This window comes from Bacillus sp. BML-BC051 (assembly GCF_019656175.1).
GTDB classification, from domain to species: Bacteria; Bacillota; Bacilli; order Bacillales; family Bacillaceae_G; genus Bacillus_A; species Bacillus_A mobilis.
Map to the genome: position 1 here is coordinate 56,760 of NZ_BPLI01000002.1, position 22,946 is coordinate 79,705.

Genomic DNA, 22,946 nt, shown 5'->3' on the forward strand with positions numbered 1-22,946 from the left:
CACCATCTTATTGAAATACTTTCTTAAATTGTTTTCCTATTTCATCTTGTTCTTTCTCAACTGTTTTCCAATCAATATGTAATACTGGAATCTCTTCTACATTCGGTCTATTTTCAGCTTTTATATCTGTTCTGCCCGGTAATAAATACGCTTTAGCAACTTGTTTTTGCACATCCTCTGATAATAAATAATCAATAAACTCTTTTGCACCTTCTACATTTTTACTATCCTTCATAATCCCTGCTGCACGCGGGCTAATAACTGTTCCGCTTTTTGGATAAACAATATCAACCGGTTCACCCTTTGCTTTTGCACTGTACGTCATATAATCAACACCCGCAATGACCATATCTTTTGCACCTGTTACAACTGGATCTAATGCTTCTTGGTTTGCCCCCGCTACTGTAACTTCATTTTTCTTAAGCTGTTCAAATAAATTCCATCCATCTTTCCCGTTCTTTTTCACGTATCCAGTTACAAAGTCTAAAGCTGAACCTGAAAGTGCTGGATCTGGAAGATTCACTTTTCCTTTCCATTCCGCTTTCGTTATATCACTCCAATCTTCAGGCGCTGTCTTCACATTTTTTGTGTTATACACAATTCCTAACGCTGAAGCACTATATCCGAAATAATGTCCTTTATCGTCCGACCATTCAGAACGAAGCTTATCAGCTTGTTTCGCTTCTTTATAAGCTAACGTTTGCCCATCCTTTTTTAATCCTTCCATCGCTGGTAATGAGGCAAGTACGACTACGTCAACGACTGGATTTTTCTTTTCAGCTTCCATTCTCGCTAAAATCTTACCTGTTGTTCCTTGAAACATTTCTACTTTTATACCTGTTTTCTTTTCAAAGTCCTTTTGAATCTTTTCTGCTAATCCTTTTGGTCCTGCACTATATACAACAATTTTCTTTTCATTCGTATTTTTACTTTTTGCATCTGCATTTCCTGTCTTTGAACTACACCCTGTTACTACAGCTGAAAATAATAAAGTACATACAAATAAAGACTTAAGCGAACTGAATTTCTTCATACGATTCTCCCCCTATATGATGAATACATTTTTTTGGCACATATAACGATACTGGTTTACCGATGCTTAATTTACTATTGTGATAAGCTGTCCATATCCCAAGTACACCCATGTTTACTTTCATTTCATACCGTTCTCCTACATATGTAACGTGCTGAATTTCACCTGTATACATTTCGCTCACTTCATTTTTCGTCCAACTTACATGTTCTGGACGAACCATTTGTTTCCCCTCTACAAGCCAATTGGCTTTACCAACAAATTTTGCAACAAATTCATGAGATGGCTTCACATAAATGTCTTCTGGTGTTCCTTTTTGTAATACTTCTCCTTGTTTCATGACAATAATTTGGTCTGACATTGACATCGCTTCTGTTTGGTCGTGCGTGACATACAATGCCGTTAAACCGATTGAATGAACGATATCCATAAGCTCTAATCGCATTTCTTCTCGCAAAATTGCATCGAGTGCACTCAGCGGTTCATCAAACAAAATAAAATGCGGTTTTGTTACAATCGCTCTCGCAAATGCGACACGTTGCTGCTGTCCACCAGAGAGTTCATGCGGATATCTTTTCTCCATCCCTTGCAGGCGAACTCGCTTTATTGCATCTTCTACTTTTTCCCGTAATTGATTCGTTTGCTTTGTAGCCCTTAAACCAAATGCAACATTTTCAAATACAGTCATATGCGGCCATAAAGCAAAATCTTGAAATACCATCCCGATATTACGTTCATGAGGAGATGTTCTTATTTTTTTGGTTGAAGAATACATGCACGTATCTCCAAAATATATTTCACCTTTATCTGGCTCTTCAAGTCCTGCAATCATTCTAAGTAAAGTCGTTTTCCCGCATCCAGAAGGTCCTAACAGTGTGGTGAATTCACCTTGTTTCATGACAATCTGTAACGGTTTTAACGCCTGCGTTTTTCCAAACATCTTTTCTAATCCATGAATTTTAATATCCATCGTTTCACCTCTCTCCTCTCACTCTTAACCTGCTTTCATTCTATCTGGAAGATTTATACTGAATGTTAATGTACTGTAAAGATTAAATTAAAAAACTTCTAATAAACTATTTATTTCTATAGATTTTTTCTATAGTTAAAATAAAAAAGGCGGCAACTCATAATGAATCTCTTAAAATTAGAAATTGTAGTGCTTATTAAGAAATATAAAAAACTTACGATTGTTGCAGAAAAACTTGGTGTTAAACAACCTACTATTACATTCCATATAAAAAGTTTAGAAGAGGAACTCGGTGTGCCTTTATTCGAATTACGTTCCGGAAGATATTTCTTAACAGAGGCTGGTGAGGCATTGCATCATTATGCTTGTAAAATAGATGCACTTATGAAAGAAGCTAGGCGGGTCACACAAGAGTTTAAAGATTTTCATAAAGGTGCTATAACAATTGGCGCTAGTTATGTACCAGCGACTTATCTTTTACCAGAAATTATTCACCAATTTCAATGCGAATTCCCAAATATAAAAATAACAATTATGGTAAAAACAGCTCCTGAAATTCGAACGATGCTACAAAATCATGAAATTGATCTCGGGGTAATTTCTGCGGCACCGTTTGATGAATCACTTTTAAAAGAAACAAAAATAATACCTGATACACTTGTTCTTGCTTTCTCAAAAGAACATCATTTTTCAAAAAAAGAAAATATATCATTACAAGATATCGAAAAAGAACGTATACTATTGCATCGTAACCCATCTACAACGAGAGATTTACTTACGCAATGGATGTTAGAACATAACATTACGTTCCAATCTGAAATTGAATTAGATTCATTAGAAACGATGAAACAAATTTTAAAATACGGTAATGGAGTTGCTTTTATTTCTAAACTCGCTATTGAACAAGAAGTACACCGAAATGAACTATGCTACATACCCATCCCTGGATTTGAGTTTCAACGTAACATTTATACGATTCATCATGAGGACAGATGGAATTCTAAAATTATTTCTTTTTTACTACATAACATCACTTCTTATGCCGCAAAAAATTAAAAGGCTGTCGTTATGCACGACAGCCTTTTAAACTATAACTCTATTTATTTTTCTTCGCTTCAATTTTTGCTTGTGCCTCTTCAGCCTTATCTAATGCTTCTGAAACTTTTTTCTCTTTTTCTTTCACATCATCTATACTATCGACAGCTTTAATGAGTTTATCGATTCCTTCTTCTTCTACTTTTCTCCGCTTTGCTACTCTTTCATTCACTTTCTCTTCTACATCTTTTGCTTTTTGAAGCATATTCTCTGCATTTGGTGTTACAGCTGTTTCAAGTGCATCATCTTTTTTCATTTGCAACACTTCATTTGCAATGTCTTTCGCTTCTAAATACTTACCATCTTTTAATGCTGTTGCTCCGTGATCCATTTTCTCGGCCATTTCTTTATATGATTTCGCTTCATTTCCTGATTTTTCTTTTTCCGCTTTATCAAACCACATCGTTGCATCACTATATTTTTCATCTTTCAATGATTGCATACCTGTATCAATATATGTGTCATAATTACTACATCCAGCCATTACGACTAACAGAAAAAGCATAACAAAACTTAATTTTTTCATGATGTTTTCTCCTTTTCTTTGCCTGCTCACTTTACTGTAACACACATGAAAAAGAGTTTCAAAAACTAAAATACTAATTCGGTCATTTTTATTATGATAAGTCAAATTTTTATTATTTTCTTGTTTTTAAGCCGACACATCTACTTGTTTTTTCGCCATATGTTGCTTTACTCCAACTAATACAACTAACAATAAACCTCCACCTATCGTCATCATAACAATACTAGTTGGCAACATATCTAATAATAATCCATATACAATCATACCGAGTGGCGCGATTGCAGTAGCAATTGTTTCAAGTAGACCAAACACACGTCCTAAGTAGCTCGGATCTGTCGTTTTTTGCATATGTACTTGCATCGGAATATTTACAATCATAATTGCTATACCCGTTAACATCATAAAAGCAATATAGTAAATAAAACTTGCCACTTTTGGAATCGTAACTAACAACGGGAAGACTGTACATAAACTTAAACCTGCAAACAAAAACAGTCCTGTATAAATAGAACGAAACGGATTATTCACTTCTTTACGCACTGATAAAGCAATCGCCCCCATTAGCATCCCGACCGCTAACATTCCCTCTACAGTACCGAGTTGCCTTGAAGATAAATGCAATGTATGGACGATAATATATGGAAGTGCAACGGTTAGCCCACACGCAAAAAAGTTTACCCACAATGCTATTTTCATTAAACCATATATTTCATGTTGTCGTTTTACATATGAAAAACCTTCTTTTATACTCGTCAAAAAGTGCTCCTTACTTTCAACCATTTCTTTTTTATATAAATCAAATACGATAAATAATTGCAAAATAACCGCTAAAAAGAACGTAATACTATTTAATAAAAAGAACGACTTAATGGAAAAGAAACCAAATACAACTCCGCCAATAATTGGCCCTAAAATATTTGATAAAGAAGCTGCCGTTTGATTTAAAGCACTCGCTTTTTGAATACGTTCCTCATTTACTAAACTCGGAATAGACGAAGTTAATGCAACAGAATAAAAACTGGCACAAATTGATAATAATGCTGCTGAAACATAAATAAAAAGAAGTGATGGTCCAAATATAGTAGCAAGAATAAACATAATAAGCATCGTTAAGCTACTTAATAAATCAGTGCCAATAACAAGCCATTTTCGATTCACACGGTCAGCTACAGCACCCGCAATCGGACCACAGATCATCCTTGGAAGTGATCCACAAACGAGTGTAGTTGCAAACCCCATCCCTGAACCAGTAGTCTTTAAAACGTATAACCCCATGGCAAATGTATAAATTCCTGCCCCTAATAAAGACGTCATCTTTCCAATCATCATTAAAATAATATTTCTTGTTGCAAGCTTCATTCTTGTATCATGTTGTCCTATACTTACATCTCCCATAATGACTCTCTCCCCTTAAAAGTTAAATTGTGTTAAACTTATTATATAATCGACTTTCTAATTTTTACAACAAAAAGTTAAATACAATTTAACTTTTTCAATTATAAAGGAGCAATAATATGGCAACTCTCGGTGAAAAAATTAAAGCGTTACGTAAAGAAAAAAAACTTACACAAACAGAGCTGGCAGGTTCGAAACTTACAAAAAGTATGCTTAGTCAAATTGAAAATGGAAAAGCTACACCTTCCATGAAAACATTACAATATATCGCTGAAAAACTTGAATGTGAAGCGAGTTTTTTATTAGAAGATGATGATGGAGAAATTGTAGAACTCATTACAAAGATGGAGCAACTCATAAAGGAAAACAAATGTGATGAAGTGTATGAGACTTTACTACCTATCGTTCAAAAAGAGCTCCCTTCTACTTTAAATACGGCTCGTATATACAAACAATTCGTAACTGCTGCGGTGATTATAAAAGATTACAACATTGAATCTTACGTAAAAAAAGCTGTTTCTATTTTCGAAAAATATAAGTTATACCGAGACAGTACGGAAACAAAATTAAAATTATCTTTTGCGATATTCACACGTAAAAAGTATGCAGAATGTTTACAACTTATATCTAATATTAGAAATGATTATGAAGAGAAACATTTAGAAATGGATCTTATTATACATATTGATTTATGTTTATATGAAGCCATCATATTACTAGCATGTGGCGATTATGAACAATGTGAAGAAACGATATTAGAAACACTCGCATTTTCAAAAAAACATCAAGTGTATTATAAAACAGATGTATTTTACCGGATTTTATCTTACCAAAAAGTCATTACAGTTGATAAAGAGCGTTATTTATATTACATAAAAAAATCTGAGCAATTTGCCACTTTTACAGAAGATACTCTATCCATTGCGATGACGAATATTTTAAAAGCCTACTACTACAACACGATTACTAATGAATATACAATCGCATTAAAACATCTAGAACAATATCGAGAAAAACTAAAAGATCAGCCCATTTTTCAAGACGACGGATTGTATTATCTTGAAAAAGGAAAATCTTTATACGGATTAAAACGTTACGAAGAAGCTTTAGAAGCATTGGAACGTGGTATTATACCAGATTATATGAACCATCCATTGGATCAATCGTGGCTTACAACAGCAGGTGCATATCGTGCACTTTGTTACGTCAAACTGAATGATAAAAAAAGAGCTCTTGAAGAAGCAACAAAAGCAAATGAAATGATACAATCGTATCCGGATTCTATATTCTCTTCATTTATTAAAGAAACATTACAAATAATACAAAAACTTTAAGAATGTCTCGAAATGGTATATTATTCCTCTTTTTTAGCAAAGATAATAATGATGGGAGGAATATAAATGAATATTCAACGTGCAAAAGAGCTTTCTGTGTCATCAGAACAAGCACATGTCAGTTTTCAAGGCATGCCTGTTACAATTCAACACGTCGACGAAAGCAACGAAACCGCCCGCATATATGAAGTTAAAAATCCAGGACGCGAATTAACGGTTCCAGTTAATAGCTTAGAGGAAATATAAAAAATGCCACTTCATTTTTTTGAAGTGGCATTTTTCTTATATTATATATTTCATCACTAGTTTTTCTTTTTTAATAAACCGTACAGCCCTATACAAATTATAATGAGACCTACTATGCCAAAAGCCAGTTTCTCAAATAAATCCCTTGCTTCATGACCCCTAACTTCTACTACACTTTTGTAATCATGTCCATTTTGATTTGTTTCTACCCTCTCACCATATATTAACAATCGATATTTACTAGATGTATATGGCTCACATGTAAGTAATGTAACTCTATCTTGTCCTTTTGTTACACTCAATTTCTCAACTTGATTTGGATTAATGATTTCACGTCCACTTACTTTATAAACAAGTTGTTTTCCAAGTACATTGACATAGAATATATCGCCATCAGCCAATTGATCCAGGTGCCGAAACATCTTCGCACCATGATAGCCTCGATGCCCTGCCAATACAGCATGTGTATCTTTTCCACCAATTGGTAAAGAAGTCCCTTCAATTTGGCCTATTCCTTTACTTAAGTTTTCTTGATTTGCACCTAAGTAAATTGGCAACTCCTCATTTATTTTTGGAATTGAAATCGTACCAAACATCTCGTTTTTGTTTATAAAGTCTAACTGCTCATTCTCTACTTCAATATCATGAACAAATGGATCATTCATTTTAAAAGTAGTTTTTCCTAGCAAACGATTATATGTTTCCATCTTCCGAAATTTCTCATTGGCATCTTCTGCTTTTAAATTATCTACCATCTTTTCGTAACGAATCACTCTTGTTTTATATACATAATTGTTTATATAATCAGCAAGCAATGGATATAGAAATAGTGATAACCCTGTAAGGAACAATACTAAACTTATTAAGCCCCTTCTCACACACACACCACACAATACATATTATTTTCGTTTTTTCAAATAAATCATTAGAAGGATGATACAAATAAGAACAATAGGAAGAACAATCATCCAATCTTCTATAATAAAAGATTTTGGAATCATTTCTTTTTCTCCAGCATCATATGGAACTCGGTGCCCTCTCACTAGTAATCTGTGCGTATTTACTCCATAAGGGGTGCATGTAATTAACGTTGCATAATCTTCTCCTTGTACTACTAATAAATCTTTCGTTTCATTTGGTAATACAACTTTTATTTGGTCTACCTGATAAGCAAGTATCTTATCTAATGAATGAATATAAAATATATCATTCTTTTCAATTTTGTCTAAACTGGTAAACATAAGTGCCGATGGTAAACCACGATGCCCCGTTAAAACTGTATGCGTACTTTCTCCCCCTATTGGTAATGAAGATTCGTTCAGTTGCCCTACTCCACGGGTTAGCACTTCTTCAGTCGTTCCTTGATAAATAGGAAGGTTTACATCAATTTTCGGAATTTCGACATACCCCATAACATCACCAATATTTAACATATCTACAGTCGAACTTTTATGTTCATCATCCTTTTCACGAAAAGGATCTGAAAATGTTTGCGTCGTATTTTGGACCTTCTTATTATATTCTTGTGCCTCTGCTTCTTTACGAACGATCTCTTCTTTTTCCAACCTTTTTACCGCTTCATCATACATACTTACCTCAGAATAATGCGTTCTTGTTGCAAACCAATTACTTACAGTTGGATAGAGAAATATACTTAATCCTAGTAAAAAAATACTTCCAAAAATAATATTTCGTTTCATAACAGCCTCTTTCACTACGGATAAAATGTGGAAAAGAGGAAAGCTTATACCTTTCCTCTTTTCCATACTCAAATATTATAAACATATGAATTAAGAATTCTTTTCGGGTTTCTTTCTAAAGAAAATAAACATTGCTGTCACCATTAGCATAAGACCAACTACTGTGAAGAGAATTGTACCCATACCACCCGTTGCTGGAATAATCCAACCGCTCTTATTATTCTCAACTTGCAGCTCAATTACTTTATGATCTTTATCAACTTTAATATCAATCGGATCTCTTAATTTTTGATATTGTTCTACTGCACCGTCTTCATCTTTATAATTTGGTGCTACTGTTTCAACAATTTGATATTCACCATACGGGATTTCATTCCATGTAATAATACCATTTGCATCGGTGATATCATCCATTTTTTTCTTATTTACTGTTACAACATTTCCCTTTTTATCTCGTAATTCGAATCTCGCACCTTCTAATTTCAGAGACTTATCTTTACCATCTACTTTTTCAATTTTAATATTTCCCATAGTTGGTGTAACCACTACTTCATTAGATGGCTTTCCATCTTTTTCTGATGAAACATCATCTTTGTTTACAAAATCTAGTACTGCTTTATTTGGAATTTCTACTCCAGCTTGAACATCACTTTTAATTTTCGCAGTAATTTGTAAATGAAGCTCTTTTCCATTTATTTTTGAAAAATCTTCAATCGTAGCAGTTACTTTTTGGCCTTCTACAACTACTTTTACAATACCATCTTCAACTTTCTTTCCATCAACCATAGCAATTGGTTGACCTTTTATTTCCAAACGATCATCTAAAATATCTGTTACGACATATTTTTTATATGATTTAATATCTTCTGGAAGTAATGTTTTAACATCATACGTATAATATGTCTCTTTATTAATTCCAGCTACTTTTGAACCGTTATTTATACTTTTAGTAATGGTAGGTTCTTTATAGTTCTTTATATCGTCCAGCTTAACTACTTCACCAGATTCATTAATAGAGAAAGGACGCTCCTCTTTACTAGTTAAATAACCTGTTGGAGCCTTATGCTCAATAAAATAATAATAATCTCCATATTCTAGCGAATCAACACGAACTTTACCATCTTCCCCTGTTACTAATGAACTCGGTGTCTTAACTTGTGTACTTGTTCCATCTTTATTCTTTTTAAATAAATGGAACTCTGCATCTTTTAATACTTGACCGGCTTCACCTTTTTTTACGAATTCTACTGAACCACGTTTTGTTTCATTTTTAGGGTAAATATGAACATCGTAATTTAAATCTTTACCGTCTGCACTTGTCATTGGAATATCGACAATAAAAGTAGTCTTATCCAATGCAATATGTTTTGGGCCTTCAATTGCTTTTACTTCATAACGCCCTAGCGGAAGATCTTTAAAAACAGCTTCCCCTTTCGCATCTGTTACCTTTGTAATTGTAGCGTCTTTTACTGGTTTTGCTTCTTCTTTTATCACAGTTCCATCATTTGAAATTTTTTCAAATGACTCAATTCGTTTAATTTCAAAAGTTACACCTTCTAAAGGTTTTGCATCTTCTGGAATAGTTTGTCCTTCTTTTCCATTACCTTCTGTAGTTGTTTTAGAACCTTTACTTTGTTCAAACTTGTGAATCGTTAAAGTACCTGTACTTTTTGATTCAGCACTAACCGTCATATTCATTAATGCAGAAAAAGCTAATACACATATTAATAATAAGCTAAAAATCCTTTTCATTATTCGTCACTCCCCTATTGTGTCTACCTTTGTTGCAAACTACTAATCTATTTCATAACCTTTCTTTTTCTAAAGAAGAAGAAAGATGTAATGAACATCAATATTCCACCAATTACATAAAAGACAATTGTTCCTATGCCACCTGTTTCAGGGATAATCCACTCATTTTTATGATTTACTATTTTCATTTTTTTAGTAGATACATCGCTAGCCACATGAATTTCAATTGGCTCTTTCATAAGCATATATCCTACTGGTGCTTGTACTTCTTTTAACATATATTTTCCAACTAGCAATGGATTAGAAATAGCTACACCATTTTTATCCGTTGTTAATTCAGATACTACTTTTCCATCTTTATTAATCACTTGAAATACCGCGCCTTCTAATTTGAGATTTTCATCGTTCGCATCTACTTTTTCAATCTCAAACTTCCCTAATGTTGGTGGTACTACGAATACTTCATTTGACGCGGATTTTTTCTGATCAAACAGTAATTCCGCTTTATTTGGAATACCATCATTCTCATTGTATTTCGTTAGTATATCTGCATCTACATTATCGTTTAGTCTTGACTTAATATGCATTGTATACGATTGATTCGCAAGATAAGTATAATTTCCATCCCGCTTCGGTAACTCAATACTTACTTTCTTTAATTGTTCATCTATTTGCGGTATAACTTCTATTTCTTCTCCATCGCTGTTTACAAGTTTTACTTGTAAGATAGTTAAAATATCTTCTAAGTCATCCTGCAATACTACTTTTTCAAGGTTCATAACATCATTACCAAAATTATAGTTTACATGCCATGTAAACTCTTCATCTATACTTTGTAATGTCGCTTTTTCCACTTCTTTTTCATCTGCATCCGAAACCATCTTTCTTACTTTAGGTTCCTTTGCTTCCACATTCGTTTTTACATTCGGTTTTTGTGGTGGTAAATCTTCATCATCTGGCGTTTTCCCCTCAACAACCGCTATGTTCTCAATTTCTTTCGTTTTTAATGCGTCTTGCCTAACTTTCACTTTAAAAGTTACCGTTCTTTCTTCTGTATCAAGCACGTCACCAAAGTTTACTTTGATTGTGTTATCCTCATAAGATCCTTCATCTTCGTCAACTGCATCTGTCAATAAATTCCCATTCAATTTCATACTACCAGCTATATACTCTATACCTTCAGGAAGTTTATCTATTAGACGCATATCTTTAATAAGCCCATTTTCCACCTTATTTCGAGCTTTAATTTGATACTCAAATTCATCATTGACATGAAATTTTTCTTGCTTTATGCCAATAATCTCTTTCTTCGATTCTAGTTGTCCAGACAACGGATCAACTGGCGTTTCAACTTCTGGTTTCTCCTTATCTTTCGAGCTATCAGTCTCAACTATTGCTATGTTTTTTATTTTTTTATTTGCCATCTCCGATTTTACAACCACTTCAAACGTGATTGCTTTCTCTTCCTCACCTTTAAGGTCGCCGAGATGAGCATAAATCGTTCCATCTTTTATATGTGCATGATCTTCATCTTCAACATCCGTTTGTTCCTTCCCGTTTATCTTTAACGTATTTGGAACATATTCTACTCCTTCAGGAAGTTTATCCGTAATTTTAACAGATTTTAAGAGAGAATCTGGCACACTATTTTTAGTATGAATTGTATATTCTAGTTTGTCGCCAACTTTCAGCGTACCACCGTTTATATCTTTAGCTAGTTTAGTAGCTACTAACTTCCCAGGTTTCTCTTCTCGTTCGGGTAATACTTTAACTACTACTTTATTAGAAGAGTTATCTTCAACTTTACTTCCTGTCAGCTCATCAATTCCTTGAACAACGGCAGTATTAGGAATTTCACTTTCTACCTTTCTACCTTTTAATGTCGCCTTAAATTCAACGATTGTTTCAGGCGTTTTATCCGTATAAATTCCGCCTTTCGAAGCATTTGCTCCTTCACCAATCCTAATCGTTAACTTTCTCGTCTTTTCATCATAATCAACTTGATCTGTTTGATTCCCCGCTTTCGGGCCAGAAATAATTTTCACCGATCCAGGTATAAAGTTTAAACGACGGTCTAGAACATCTGTAATCTTTGTATCAACTGCACTCGAATTCATCTCAATATTTCTTACTTTCAATCGATATACGATTTCTTCACCGGGTTCGTATTTTTCTTTTACATTAACGACTGATTTCTCAATATCAAGCTCTGGCGCTGTTGCATTTACCGCAAAGGCTAATGTGTTTAATACATAGTCATCACCAGATGTCGCAGCTTTTAAACGTACTTCCTTTTGCTCTGGTTTAATATATCCTGCTGGTAACTTAATTAAATCTGCATCAATTCCTAAATTATTTTTATAATCTGGATTAAAAGTACCTGGATACTTATCTCGCATATGTTCCTCATATTCAGAAATTGTAGAATTGAATATATTACCAGTCGGATTCAACTTATCAGTAATTTCCTTCCAGGTGTTATCTGTATGGACAAAAAGTTTATCACCTTGCCAATATCTATCACCTTGAACAGCAAAAACAGAAACTTTTGGATCTAAATCGCCTGCTTTTGAAGCAATAAAGTTTTTCACGGTAAACTCTTTTTCACCAGATCCAGTAGCCCTTTTTAATCCGCCATCATAAACAGTAAATGCTTTTCTTGTTTTTGACTTATCTTTCGTGATCACTAGCATGTACCAGCCAGCAAAAGAATATTTACCACTAGCATATGCATCGCCTGTATTTGGATAGGGAATATTTGCTACAGTATAGCTTCCACCTTTTGCATTCGATGATTTCAAAAGGTCGGTAACTTCTGCATAATTAGAATAATACGTACCATTAATCCCAAAATTATATAGTAAACCACTTCCGTAATATGTGTAACTTGGTGTTACTGGAAAACTCATTCCTGTCGGAGTAGTAAACTTAACTGGTGCTACATACTGCTGTTGTGTTAATTCATAACGTGTGGAACTCCAATATAATCCAGCCCATTCAATTTCAGCATCCTCCGGAACAGGGATGTATGCCTTAGATGAATTTGTAGTTGTTGGGTCATCATCTACATCAATGAGTTCACGTGTATAACCATTCGGTGTTGTCCCATAAGTATATGTAATATCCGAATACAATGCCGTTTTCTTTTGAGCTTCAGTGGCTTTAATACCCAAATTCACATTCCCAGTAGAATACATATCACCTTTATGAATAGATTGATATGTAGGTTTATCGAATCCCTCATCATCTGTTACCGCTGCACTCACCTTATCAATCGGACTTAAAAACTGTAATTGAGATAACAACAAGAATAAACTCATAACAACTACAAATACATTTAATATTTTTTTATTTTCTTTTCCCCAACTGTGCAAAGAGGTCACCTCCTTCAATATATCTTCCTAACATATTATATATATATATTTTATATATATTATTCTAATATAAATCATAGGATTTGTTAACAAAATATGTGATTTATTACTTATTTATACATTTTTATATAGAGATTTTCAGATTAATACTAACTAAACTTTGAATATAAATATAGAAATTTCTTACTTTTAATCTATTTTATGGTATTCTGTATGATAGTAATTACAAAATTTTTATAAATAAATGTAAAAGGTTTTATAATTCCATACCTTACTAATAAAGGAGGCTTTTGATGAACCTTTCTATATACGAAGGTTTAAGCATTATTTTTCTCTTAATAATTTTTATTTATGCTCTCGCCCACAAATATTTATGGTCAAAGAAACTGCTCATTATTCTATTTCTCGTTAGTAATGCCATTTATCTTATTTGGCGAACTTTTTATTCGTTACCAACTATTAATCTTATAAGTATTATTGCCGGTATTATATTGTTAGTTACAGAGTGGGCTGGTTATTTACAGTCTATCGTTTTCAGCATCATTTCATGGAAGCCGTATAAACGGAAAGAAGTACCGTTATCTACTTTCGAAACATTACCTACTGTCGACATTTTTATCGCAACTTACAATGAGCCACTCGATTTATTAAAACGAACTGTCGCTGGTTGTACAATGATTACTTATCCGAAAGAGTTGCTTAATATTTACATTTGTGATGACGGCCGACGGGAAAGTGTTAAAGATCTTGCTAGTGAATTTTCTGTTCACTATATAACTCGTACTGAAAACAAGCATGCAAAAGCAGGAAACTTAAATCATGCCTTGACCCATTCGGCAGGTGATATTATCGTTACAATGGATGCTGATATGGTACCAAGAGCTAACTTTTTAGAGCGAACGATTGGTTATTTTTCTAAAAATAATGTTGTATTTGTTCAAGCACCACAAGTGTTTTATAATGCTGATCCGTTTCAATATAATTTATTTTTTGAAGATAATATCGCCAATGAACAAGATTTCTTTATGCGTCAATTAGAAGAAGGAAAAGATCGTTTTAACGCTACGATGTATGTTGGTAGTAACGCTCTATTTCGCCGTACTGCGCTAGAAGAAATTGGAGGATTTGCAACTGGAGTTATTACTGAGGATATGGCAACTGGTATGCTACTACAAGCAAACAAATGGGAAACTATATTTGTCAATGAAACACTCGCTGTTGGATTATCTCCAGAAACATTTAGTGATTTATTGAAACAGCGTGATCGCTGGTGTAGAGGAAACATTCAAGTCGTAAAAAAATGGAATCCTTTCACTATAAAAGGATTATCTTTTATGCAGCGTCTTTTATATGCAGATGGAATCCATTATTGGTTTTTCGGCGTTTATAAAATGGTATTTTTACTAGCACCACTATTATTTTTAGTATTCGATATTTATAGTTTAGAAATTAATTTTATGCACTTATTTATGTTTTGGGCACCTGCCTTTTTAACATCACAGCTTATTTTCAAAGCTGTTTCGAATAAAAAACGAACGACAACGTGGAGTCATGTATATGAAGTTGCAATGGCTCCTTATATGGGATTTGCTATTTTATCAGAAACGTTCTTACGGAAAAAGTTTCAATTTCATGTAACGAGAAAAGGCGTCCAAAATAATACGAGACATTTTTTATGGATTGCAAGTGTCCCTCACCTCGTATTACTCATTTTAACAGTAATTGCACTTATAAGAGCTACACTTATGCTCTTATACCCTGAACAATATCATATTGAAAGAGAAAGTTTATATATTAATATTTTCTGGGTACTTTACAACGGAATAGCTATTGTCACTTCACTATTTGTAGCATTTGAAAGACCGCGTTTCCGAAACTCTGAACGATTCTTCGTTAATTTATCAGGTACATTATATGCAGAAGATATGACCATTTCTTGCCGTGTTCTTGATATTAGTGAAACTGGTGCACGTTTTGAAGTAGATTCCTCCATCCCATTTGAAACTTTATCAAGTCTATCTTCCTATATATTATCTTTTGGAGAGGTAAAAAAGATTAGTATTACGAAAAAATGGATCCGGAGACAAGAAAATTCTGTGCAAGTTGGCGTGTCATTTGATGATGTATCCCATGAGCAATATTGTAAACTCATTCTTCATCTATTTAGTAAACCTGTTAATGACCGGGTGGAAAAGGTGTACGATAAGGCATTTCTTACACTAGCAATTGCATCTTTCATAAAAAACACAAAGAAATCACCAAGGCAATTTCGTAGGCAACATATACGTGAAGAACTTATGGCTCCTGGAACATTGCATATGAACGGGATGCCAATTGAAGCGACCATTATTGATTATAGTTCCGGTGGGTGCCAAGTACAAACGAACACCCCACTCGCCATTGATCAATTTATACACGTAACAATGAATGAGCGTAATATTCAAAAGAAAAAAGCTCAAGTATGTTGGATTCAAAAAAAGGGTCGTAAAATATATGCGGGATTAAAATTTACAGCGTAAAAAAAGAAAAGAAGCCTCGTGCTTCTTTTCTTTTTTTACCCGCTATTTGCTAGGCAGTAAGACCCCCGCCTCAAAGTCCAGTGAAGGCAATGAAGTTAGGTGGGGTCAAGCTGCCTGTAAAAGTCCGATTAGTTGAACATTATATGCTACAATATTTATAAAAAAGGAGGGAAAATCCTATGGAAAATGCTCCACAAAAAGCGAATCATTATTATGCAGTTATATTCACTTCTCATTTATCAACTGATACGACAGATTATAGTAGCGTTGCCGACAAAATGGAGGAGCTTGCAAAACAGCAACCTGGATTTTTAGGTGTAGAAAGTGCACGTGATCATGCAGGACTCGGAATCACCATTTCTTATTGGGAATCACTTGAAGCAATTGAAAATTGGAAACAAAACGCCTTACATAAAGAAGCGAAAAAAAGAGGCCGTGAGCAATGGTATGAAGACTTCCACCTGCGTATATGCCTTGTTGAGAAAGAATTTAAGTTTCATAGAGGTACATTGTAACGATGAAGAAAAAATTAGCTCTCGTTGCTGTTCATGAAATATATGGTGTGAACGACCATATGCATCACGTTATCCACCACTTCACTTCATCTCATATAGATGTATTCTGTCCTAATCTTCTACAAGCGCAACCTGCATTTCATTACAGTGATGAAGAAAAAGCATATCATTTTTTTATGAATCATATTGGATTTGATAATGGAAAAGAGCAAATTGAAGAATTTATTACTCATCTTTCTAGTCGTTACACACATATTGGACTTATCGGCTTTAGTGTTGGTGCTACCATCTCATGGCTATGTAGTAACAATCCGAAAATAGATTTTATTATCGGATGTTACGGTTCCCGTATACGTGACTATATTCATTTAAAACCAACATGTGCTACCTTACTTATTTTCCCTGAAAAAGAAGCTAGTTTTTCAGTATCTTCTTTCATTCAATCGTTGCAGCAACAAAATAATCCTTTACTAGAAATACAACAACTACACGGTGAACATGGATTTCTAAATCCGTACACTGAAAAATATAGCGAGAACTCTACAAAACAGGCATACAATATAATAGATTCATTTCTTGCAAGAACAATCTTTTGAACTACCCCCACTTACAATCTATTATCGTTTGTATTTTATTTTTTACAAATTGCATCTTATATGTAACAACTTTTTATACGTTACTTCCTGAGAAAGTTAGCGAATTCATATTCCTGCCCATTTGGTTTTTTTTGTATTTTAGGTTGTATCGTTTTCTGGCGCGAATGGAGAAACAATCGTGTGTTCTCCATATATATCGGTTTTCTTTCTTTTATTAGTTTTCTATTTGGGTTATTGTTGTTAGTTCTTTCGGGGATGTAATTGTTGTAAAGAGGATAACATACCTCTTTACAACAATTTTTTTCGTTCCATGACGAAAGGGATTGTTAAATATAATGCATAAGCAATAACCATCCAAATGATAAATGATATAATTTGCTGCGAGGAGAATTGTGAGAATAGATTAGAAGAATTATATAAGATGTAAGAATCTAAAATTAAACCAATTACTGTACCACATATACCTAACTTAATAACTGCATATTTCGTAGTATCCAGTTTTTTGTATAACCACATTACAAAGTATAAAGCTATAGCTGTTCCTAATTCAAGAAACGTCAATTGTAGAAAAAATCTATTTGAAGTGTATTCTAATAAAATGGACGAACCAAAAATAATGAAGAATGCAGAGGCAAAAAACCAAACGCCAATCGAAAATAATATGGTAATCCAAAATCTATTATTCACTGACATTACCTCCCTTTTGTAGCACTGTAAGCTTTTCCAAGAGCATATATAAATCACTATATACTTTGTCTGTAGAAAAAGATGGATTGAATAATGCTTGCAATGCCAATCCGTCAATTAACGCATTACATAAAACGCTCCATGTTTCAGTTGAAATTTGAGAGGTCATTGTATCTCCTATTTTTTTATGTAACACTCCTTTTAATTCTTGGTTTTCATAATGTAACAATCCACCAATTTTATCTTTCATCGCATCATTTTTTAATCCACTAGCTACTAATTGAAAAAACAAATGATGATACATTGAATCTTTCACACATCTACTTTCCGCAGACTGTAAAGCCTTCTCTAACTATACATCCTTTCCTATTTGTTCCCATGACGCTTTACAAAACGATTCAGTTACTTCAAGTAATAATTGATCCTTCGTTTTAAAATGATAATATACGGTACCTTGTGTAACTTGAGCACTTTCTGCAACTGCTTTTAATGTCAATTTTTCCATCCCGTGCTCTGCAATAATTGTTTTTGCTGCTTCTAGTAGCTTCTCTTTATTAACAACATTCGGTTTTGCCACTTCTACGACCTCCTTTAAGTTAGTTGGATAACTAACTTAAAGTATACAGAAAAATCAGATAAAACAGAAGGAAGAAAAGCCAACAATCAACTTTTCTTCCTTCTATGTTTACCTTTATTCTTCACTGTCACTGATTCACAAGGTGTGTAATATATTTGAGGTGTCGCCTTATCAACAAACATCATAAACGTAATGAAGCCAATAATAAAGAAAATAAACAACGTTAACAAAATTGCGCCTATCGTTAAAAGTACCATAACACCACCCCTATATCGTTCATGTTATTACACTTTTCGCTATTATATGAGCGTAATCCTTTTTAGAAAAAGAAACGTAACAAAATAATCACAATCACTCCGGTTAATACTGTACCTAATAAACTACGAGTATATATCGCTACAAGAAATGTTGGAATTGCTGCGATAAGGTAATCCCATTGCATCGTCTCATGCATAAATAATACTTGTGCTAAAAGTGCTGCTAATATCGCAATTGGTATGTAATTTAACCATTTTAAACCCCAGTCTGGAATTTGTAGTTTGCTAAATACGAGTAGAGGTAAAATACGTGGCACGAGTGTGACAGCTCCAGCTGCTAGTAAAAGTAATAGTACGTCCAATCTCATTTCCATTTTTCAATCACAACTCCAATCGTCGCAGCTAGTAATGTTGCGATAATAACCGCTATACTATCTGGCATAAATAAGTGTGAAACGTATGCGATTATAATCGCTACAATTGCAACAGTAAGATGAATTGCTAGTTTTGGTTTACTACTGATGAGCTGAAGGACAAATAACCCGATAAACATTGCTGGTAATGCATAATCCATCCCGTACGTATGCGGATCAGGTATCCACTCACCAAACAACCCGCCAATAATAGTAGCAAGAATCCAATTTAAATATGCTGTTACATTTAACCCCATCATCCATCTGTCGCCTACATATCCTTTTTGCGCTGCGTGCTGTACTGCAACGCCGAATGTTTCATCTGTAATTTGAGAACCGATCATTACGTTTTTTAGTAGAGGAAGTTTCGTAAAGTACGGCGCGAGCGCAGCACTCATTAGAAGGTGGCGTAAATTAACAAAAAAGACGGTGAAAATGATTGCTGAAGCAGGAGCACCAGCTGCATACATACCAGCTAATATAAATTGGGCAGAACCTGCATAAATTAAAGTGGACATAAACGCAATTTCAATGATGGAGAAACCTGCTGTTTTTGCAATTACACCAGCTGCTATACCTATGCTCAAATAACCAAATACAGTCGGTAAACAATCTTTTACTCCTTGCTGAAATGTATCATCGCTCTGCAAGGCTACATGTGCCTGAGCTTTACTCATCCATATCATCCCCCATTCCTTCCATCGTTCGTTTTCCTGTTACGACATGAACTAAATCTATATTTTCACGCCATAACGTATCTAGCTTATCAGCTCCAAATTCCTTCGTGATTTCTTCAACCATAATATCGTGCCGCACATACTCTGTAGCAACGAGAACTAGCGCTGGGTCATACGTTGTAACGGCCCATGAAGTACTATCATTTGAGAAGTTGGCAATTAATACTTCCTCTCCATCACGAGCAATAACAGTTAAATGACCACCCATTCTCTTTTCTACAACGTGAGGCGTCATATAATTATGGTGAAACGTCGCGCCTATTTTTGTATGGGGAGCACCAAATAAGATTGAAAATATATGTACACCTTCCTTTTCTTTCTGATGAATATATGGTTCAATTTCATGTACTTGATCTTCCCATACAGAAATCCATAACTCTTCCTTCGCCCTATTAATTATATTGCATATTTCTTTTATAACACGATCATTGGAGCGAATATGCGAAATTACATCTATTTGTCGCTCTTGTTCTAAACAATTTAATTTCCGGTCTAAAAATTCAAAGGACTTTTCAAAATCTTTTCGCATTCGATTCATTAACTCCGTAGCTGGTACTGGTACATATTTCACTGGTTCAGTAGGAACGATATGCACCGCTCCTTTATCCATCAATTTACCGAGTACTTCATAAATCATCGAACGAGGTACCCCTGTTTGCTTACTCACTTCATACCCTGTTACTGGGGAATGTTTTAGTAGTCCAATATATGCTTTACATTCATACTGGGAAAAACCTAACTTTTGTAATTCCTTTATAATTTCATCCATCGGCAATCCCTCACATTCTATATAACTCTCATCTCAAAACGATACAAATATGTTAGTAGTTATTGGTATACCTACTAATATAAAAAAACAGACCCACAAAGTCAATTGATAATTCTGAAATTTTAACCAAAAATAAAAAGCCTTCTTATGAAAGGCTTTTTTATACGTAATCTTTCTGTTATTTTAACTGCAAAGGTTTTGATAACTTTCCCCCTAAATGCTCCCGTAAAGTAGAACCTGTATATTCTTCCCTAAATACACCGGCCTTCACGAATAAAGGAATAACTTCACTAAAGAATAGATCTAGTGACTTTGGAGGTCCTCCTGGAATGGCGATAAATCCATCTAACGCTCCTACCTCAAACCTATCTATAACTTGCTTCGCAACATCTTGCGCTGTACCAACCGCAACCCAATGAGCCGAGCCAACAACTTCTGGTCGTTCTAGTATTTGTTCAAGTGTTGGTTCATTTTTAATAATGTAGTTCCGTAATAATTCAGCGTGTGTTTTACTGCGAACAGTTTGATCACGACTTGGCAACATCTCTTCCGTAATCTTACTTTCTAACGGAATTCCTCTAGCGTCTAATCCGAGAACCATTTCAAGTAACGAGTATCTCTTCTCTTTTGTGAGATGTTGATGGGCTTGCCTATGCATTTCTAACGCTTCTTCATATGTATCACCGATAAAGAAATATAACCCAGGCAATACGCGTATATCATCTTGCTTTCGGCCATGCTGTTCCGCTCTTCTTCTTAAATCTTGACGCAGTTCTATTCCTGATTCTACATCTGGTGTTGCAGCAAAAATTGCATCCGCAACAGAAGCAGCAAAATTCCGTCCTGACTCTGAAGCACCAGCTTGAAATAATGGCATTTCCCCTGAAATATGCTGCGGAATATTAAGTGGACCTTTCACCTTAAAGTATTCACCATTATGCTCAATAGGCTTTACCATCTCTCTAATCACATTAGGATTATCTACTTTCAAAACTTCATTAGGATGACTTCCCCAAAGTTTTCTTACTAACGCTGTACATTCTGCCGCTTTCGCGTACCGTTCCTCAGATGATGGCATTCCTTCCTCACCAAAGTTTTCAGCACCGTCAATGGATGTGACAATATTCCATCCTACTCGGCCGTTACTAATCCAGTGTAAAGATTGTAATTGCCTCGCTAATATATACGGTGGATAAAACGAAGTTGAAGCAGTCGTAACGACTCCAATTTTTTCTGTTGCATACACAATAGCAGTAAACAGTAACGTCGGATCTAAAATGACATTCCCCTTATTACGAGCAATTAAATCTGGGTGCGCCACTAAATAATCTGCTTTAAAAACAAAATCTAACTTAGCCTTTTCTGCCTGTAGTGCCAACTCTACTTGCTCTTCAATTCCCGAATTAAACTCACTCTCTTGCTCTTTCTTTCTAGAAATTAAACATAATCCAATACAAAGTTGTTTTTTTGTAGACATACACACCATCCCCTTGTTTTTAATTTACCTAGTTAAGCAATATTGCTGTCATGATGAAATTCCATTCTTATGAAAATAGATAAAATGATATTGATAATCATTATCATTTTATGACGTAATTGTAATAAAAGCAATAATAAAAAAAGACTTCCACTATGGGAAGTCTCCTATCTTAATATTTCATTTGCTTCTTTTTCATAAATTTTATCAAATGAAGTCATAATGCGTTGTGACGCTGAAATCATTTTTTGATCTGTCATAAGATCAGCCATCTCTTTCGTCATATCTACATTTGAATTTTCTAGCATATGGTTCTTTACTAATCCTGTTCCATTCGGTAAATCAGCAATGTTCCCTTCTGCTAGTGCAAAGCTTTTGTTCTCTCTTTGTACGAGACGGGCATTCGTTTCTGTGTCTACTGTCTTCGTTTGCAAGCGGGCAATATTATTTTGTGTCACTTCATCATATAATGTACCATCTGCTTGTACAGCGACCTTTGCTCCTTCTGGAATACGAATACGTTCATTATTCTCTCCCATTACGAAAGCACCTGAAGATGTTTGTAAATAACGATCACTATTTAATGTAAAACTACCATCTCTCGTTAAAAACGTTTCATCATTTTTAGATGTCACGAAAAATGATGATATGCCGGCCGCACCGTCATCTAAAAAGAAATCCGTAGCACTATTTGTCATTTGTATATTTCCTTGTACTAAGTTCACATGCGTTGCGGCTGGTACTACAGCGTAATCAGTCGAACCAATATTTGTCACAGCTCCATCTCCGCGGCGATATGTGTCTTGTACATCAAATACTTTAGAAGTCATATTTTCTGCTTTAAATCCTGTCGTTTGAGCATTTGCAACGTTATTCGAATGAACATTAATACGCTGCATGTAATTCATCATACCCATAGAACCTATATAAAGACCGTTCATACTCGTTTGAATAAGGCAGTTGCCTTATCCTTC

21 protein-coding genes and 2 pseudogenes are annotated in these 22,946 nt (G+C 34.4%); 7 read left to right on the forward strand and 16 right to left on the reverse strand.

The window, feature by feature from the left end; translation table 11 throughout:
• Positions 1–7: 7 nt before the first annotated feature.
• On the reverse strand, positions 8–1,033 hold the full coding sequence (locus K5S59_RS00480) for an ABC transporter substrate-binding protein (protein ID WP_000714680.1): 1,026 nt from the start codon (positions 1,031–1,033) through the stop codon (positions 8–10).
• The gene (locus tag K5S59_RS00485) at positions 1,011–2,003 is read right to left on the reverse strand and encodes an ABC transporter ATP-binding protein (protein ID WP_000351782.1); all 993 of its coding nucleotides are present in this window, start codon (positions 2,001–2,003) and stop codon (positions 1,011–1,013) included. The genes K5S59_RS00480 and K5S59_RS00485 overlap by 23 nt, the downstream gene beginning before the upstream one ends.
• 162 nt (positions 2,004–2,165) lie before the next feature.
• On the opposite strand from K5S59_RS00485, the gene K5S59_RS00490 reads away from it, so the two are divergent.
• Complete coding sequence (locus K5S59_RS00490) at positions 2,166–3,059, forward strand: LysR substrate-binding domain-containing protein (protein WP_001050592.1); 894 nt, start codon at positions 2,166–2,168, stop codon at positions 3,057–3,059.
• 40 nt (positions 3,060–3,099) lie between these two features.
• Here the strand turns inward: K5S59_RS00490 and K5S59_RS00495 are convergent, their stop codons facing one another.
• Both K5S59_RS00495 and K5S59_RS00500 read right to left on the reverse strand, forming a co-directional pair.
• A complete protein-coding gene (locus K5S59_RS00495) occupies positions 3,100–3,624 on the reverse strand; it encodes a DUF4398 domain-containing protein (RefSeq protein ID WP_000736422.1) in 525 nt (174 codons plus the stop codon).
• A gap of 126 nt (positions 3,625–3,750) precedes the next feature.
• The gene (locus tag K5S59_RS00500; RefSeq protein ID WP_000503117.1) at positions 3,751–5,019 is read right to left on the reverse strand and encodes an MFS transporter; all 1,269 of its coding nucleotides are present in this window, start codon (positions 5,017–5,019) and stop codon (positions 3,751–3,753) included.
• A gap of 119 nt (positions 5,020–5,138) precedes the next feature.
• Between K5S59_RS00500 and K5S59_RS00505 the strand changes: the two genes are divergently transcribed.
• Together K5S59_RS00505 and K5S59_RS00510 are read left to right on the forward strand one after the other, a co-directional pair.
• Positions 5,139–6,353, forward strand: a complete 1,215-nt coding sequence (locus K5S59_RS00505; protein WP_000212374.1) for a helix-turn-helix domain-containing protein — start codon at positions 5,139–5,141, stop codon at positions 6,351–6,353.
• 66 nt (positions 6,354–6,419) lie between these two features.
• Positions 6,420–6,599, forward strand: a complete 180-nt coding sequence (locus K5S59_RS00510) for an H-type small acid-soluble spore protein (RefSeq protein WP_001025745.1) — start codon at positions 6,420–6,422, stop codon at positions 6,597–6,599.
• A gap of 56 nt (positions 6,600–6,655) precedes the next feature.
• Here K5S59_RS00510 and K5S59_RS00515 read toward each other — a convergent pair whose 3' ends face one another.
• The 4 genes from K5S59_RS00515 to K5S59_RS00530 form a co-directional block, all read right to left on the reverse strand.
• Complete coding sequence (locus tag K5S59_RS00515; protein WP_002071230.1) at positions 6,656–7,477, reverse strand: class C sortase; 822 nt, start codon at positions 7,475–7,477, stop codon at positions 6,656–6,658.
• A gap of 21 nt (positions 7,478–7,498) precedes the next feature.
• On the reverse strand, positions 7,499–8,299 hold the full coding sequence (locus tag K5S59_RS00520; RefSeq protein ID WP_000827786.1) for a class C sortase: 801 nt from the start codon (positions 8,297–8,299) through the stop codon (positions 7,499–7,501).
• A 90-nt stretch (positions 8,300–8,389) separates the two neighbouring features.
• Positions 8,390–10,051: a SpaH/EbpB family LPXTG-anchored major pilin gene (locus K5S59_RS00525; protein ID WP_120449807.1), complete on the reverse strand. Its 1,662-nt coding sequence runs from the start codon at positions 10,049–10,051 to the stop codon at positions 8,390–8,392.
• A gap of 47 nt (positions 10,052–10,098) precedes the next feature.
• A complete protein-coding gene (locus tag K5S59_RS00530) occupies positions 10,099–13,434 on the reverse strand; it encodes an isopeptide-forming domain-containing fimbrial protein (protein WP_002071228.1) in 3,336 nt (1,111 codons plus the stop codon).
• Between the two features lie 284 nt (positions 13,435–13,718).
• Between K5S59_RS00530 and K5S59_RS00535 the strand changes: the two genes are divergently transcribed.
• From K5S59_RS00535 to K5S59_RS00550, 4 genes and pseudogenes are all read left to right on the forward strand, one after another.
• Complete coding sequence (locus K5S59_RS00535; RefSeq protein ID WP_098259007.1) at positions 13,719–15,944, forward strand: glycosyltransferase; 2,226 nt, start codon at positions 13,719–13,721, stop codon at positions 15,942–15,944.
• A gap of 179 nt (positions 15,945–16,123) precedes the next feature.
• Positions 16,124–16,459 (forward strand): antibiotic biosynthesis monooxygenase family protein, encoded by a 336-nt coding sequence (locus K5S59_RS00540; protein ID WP_000426492.1) that lies wholly within the window; start codon positions 16,124–16,126, stop codon positions 16,457–16,459.
• Between the two features lie 2 nt (positions 16,460–16,461).
• On the forward strand, positions 16,462–17,055 hold the full coding sequence (locus K5S59_RS00545) for a dienelactone hydrolase family protein (RefSeq protein ID WP_000727624.1): 594 nt from the start codon (positions 16,462–16,464) through the stop codon (positions 17,053–17,055).
• Between the two features lie 2 nt (positions 17,056–17,057).
• Positions 17,058–17,316: pseudogene (locus tag K5S59_RS00550) on the forward strand (hypothetical protein); the annotation flags it as partial.
• A 27-nt stretch (positions 17,317–17,343) separates the two neighbouring features.
• On the opposite strand, the gene K5S59_RS00555 reads toward K5S59_RS00550, so the two are convergent.
• The 8 genes and pseudogenes from K5S59_RS00555 to K5S59_RS00590 all read right to left on the reverse strand — a co-directional run bounded on the left by K5S59_RS00555 (position 17,344) and on the right by K5S59_RS00590 (position 22,913).
• Complete coding sequence (locus tag K5S59_RS00555) at positions 17,344–17,742, reverse strand: DUF5367 family protein (RefSeq protein ID WP_120449804.1); 399 nt, start codon at positions 17,740–17,742, stop codon at positions 17,344–17,346.
• Positions 17,735–18,319: pseudogene (locus K5S59_RS00560) on the reverse strand (TetR/AcrR family transcriptional regulator). The gene K5S59_RS00555 and the pseudogene K5S59_RS00560 overlap by 8 nt, the downstream one beginning before the upstream one ends.
• Before the next feature lie 86 nt (positions 18,320–18,405).
• A complete protein-coding gene (locus tag K5S59_RS00565) occupies positions 18,406–18,576 on the reverse strand; it encodes a DUF3951 domain-containing protein (protein ID WP_000243554.1) in 171 nt (56 codons plus the stop codon).
• A gap of 62 nt (positions 18,577–18,638) precedes the next feature.
• Positions 18,639–18,950, reverse strand: a complete 312-nt coding sequence (locus K5S59_RS00570) for an AzlD domain-containing protein (RefSeq protein ID WP_000425942.1) — start codon at positions 18,948–18,950, stop codon at positions 18,639–18,641.
• Complete coding sequence (locus K5S59_RS00575; RefSeq protein WP_000030496.1) at positions 18,941–19,666, reverse strand: AzlC family ABC transporter permease; 726 nt, start codon at positions 19,664–19,666, stop codon at positions 18,941–18,943. Before K5S59_RS00575 ends, K5S59_RS00570 begins: the two co-directional genes overlap by 10 nt.
• Positions 19,659–20,495: a TrmB family transcriptional regulator gene (locus tag K5S59_RS00580; protein WP_098872737.1), complete on the reverse strand. Its 837-nt coding sequence runs from the start codon at positions 20,493–20,495 to the stop codon at positions 19,659–19,661. The genes K5S59_RS00575 and K5S59_RS00580 overlap by 8 nt, the downstream gene beginning before the upstream one ends.
• A 178-nt stretch (positions 20,496–20,673) precedes the next feature.
• The gene (locus K5S59_RS00585) at positions 20,674–21,972 is read right to left on the reverse strand and encodes an NtaA/DmoA family FMN-dependent monooxygenase (RefSeq protein WP_120449802.1); all 1,299 of its coding nucleotides are present in this window, start codon (positions 21,970–21,972) and stop codon (positions 20,674–20,676) included.
• Positions 21,973–22,139: 167 nt separating this feature from the next.
• Positions 22,140–22,913: a flagellar basal-body rod protein FlgG gene (locus K5S59_RS00590; RefSeq protein ID WP_001013926.1), complete on the reverse strand. Its 774-nt coding sequence runs from the start codon at positions 22,911–22,913 to the stop codon at positions 22,140–22,142.
• Positions 22,914–22,946: the final 33 nt, after the last annotated feature.

Coding starts and splice junctions, on each gene's coding strand:
- K5S59_RS00495 (WP_000736422.1), bottom strand. CDS start 3,624: ATGAAAAAATTAAGTTTTGTTATGCTTTTTCTGTTAGTCGTAATGGCT.
- K5S59_RS00545 (WP_000727624.1), top strand. CDS start 16,462: ATGAAGAAAAAATTAGCTCTCGTTGCTGTTCATGAAATATATGGTGTG.
- K5S59_RS00580 (WP_098872737.1), bottom strand. CDS start 20,495: ATGGATGAAATTATAAAGGAATTACAAAAGTTAGGTTTTTCCCAGTAT.
- K5S59_RS00590 (WP_001013926.1), bottom strand. CDS start 22,913: ATGAACGGTCTTTATATAGGTTCTATGGGTATGATGAATTACATGCAG.
- K5S59_RS00520 (WP_000827786.1), bottom strand. CDS start 8,299: ATGAAACGAAATATTATTTTTGGAAGTATTTTTTTACTAGGATTAAGT.
- K5S59_RS00505 (WP_000212374.1), top strand. CDS start 5,139: ATGGCAACTCTCGGTGAAAAAATTAAAGCGTTACGTAAAGAAAAAAAA.
- K5S59_RS00500 (WP_000503117.1), bottom strand. CDS start 5,019: ATGGGAGATGTAAGTATAGGACAACATGATACAAGAATGAAGCTTGCA.
- K5S59_RS00485 (WP_000351782.1), bottom strand. CDS start 2,003: ATGGATATTAAAATTCATGGATTAGAAAAGATGTTTGGAAAAACGCAG.
- K5S59_RS00510 (WP_001025745.1), top strand. CDS start 6,420: ATGAATATTCAACGTGCAAAAGAGCTTTCTGTGTCATCAGAACAAGCA.
- K5S59_RS00540 (WP_000426492.1), top strand. CDS start 16,124: ATGGAAAATGCTCCACAAAAAGCGAATCATTATTATGCAGTTATATTC.
- K5S59_RS00565 (WP_000243554.1), bottom strand. CDS start 18,576: ATGGTACTTTTAACGATAGGCGCAATTTTGTTAACGTTGTTTATTTTC.
- K5S59_RS00525 (WP_120449807.1), bottom strand. CDS start 10,051: ATGAAAAGGATTTTTAGCTTATTATTAATATGTGTATTAGCTTTTTCT.
- K5S59_RS00575 (WP_000030496.1), bottom strand. CDS start 19,666: ATGAGTAAAGCTCAGGCACATGTAGCCTTGCAGAGCGATGATACATTT.
- K5S59_RS00570 (WP_000425942.1), bottom strand. CDS start 18,950: ATGGAAATGAGATTGGACGTACTATTACTTTTACTAGCAGCTGGAGCT.
- K5S59_RS00490 (WP_001050592.1), top strand. CDS start 2,166: ATGAATCTCTTAAAATTAGAAATTGTAGTGCTTATTAAGAAATATAAA.
- K5S59_RS00585 (WP_120449802.1), bottom strand. CDS start 21,972: ATGTCTACAAAAAAACAACTTTGTATTGGATTATGTTTAATTTCTAGA.
- K5S59_RS00480 (WP_000714680.1), bottom strand. CDS start 1,033: ATGAAGAAATTCAGTTCGCTTAAGTCTTTATTTGTATGTACTTTATTA.
- K5S59_RS00535 (WP_098259007.1), top strand. CDS start 13,719: ATGAACCTTTCTATATACGAAGGTTTAAGCATTATTTTTCTCTTAATA.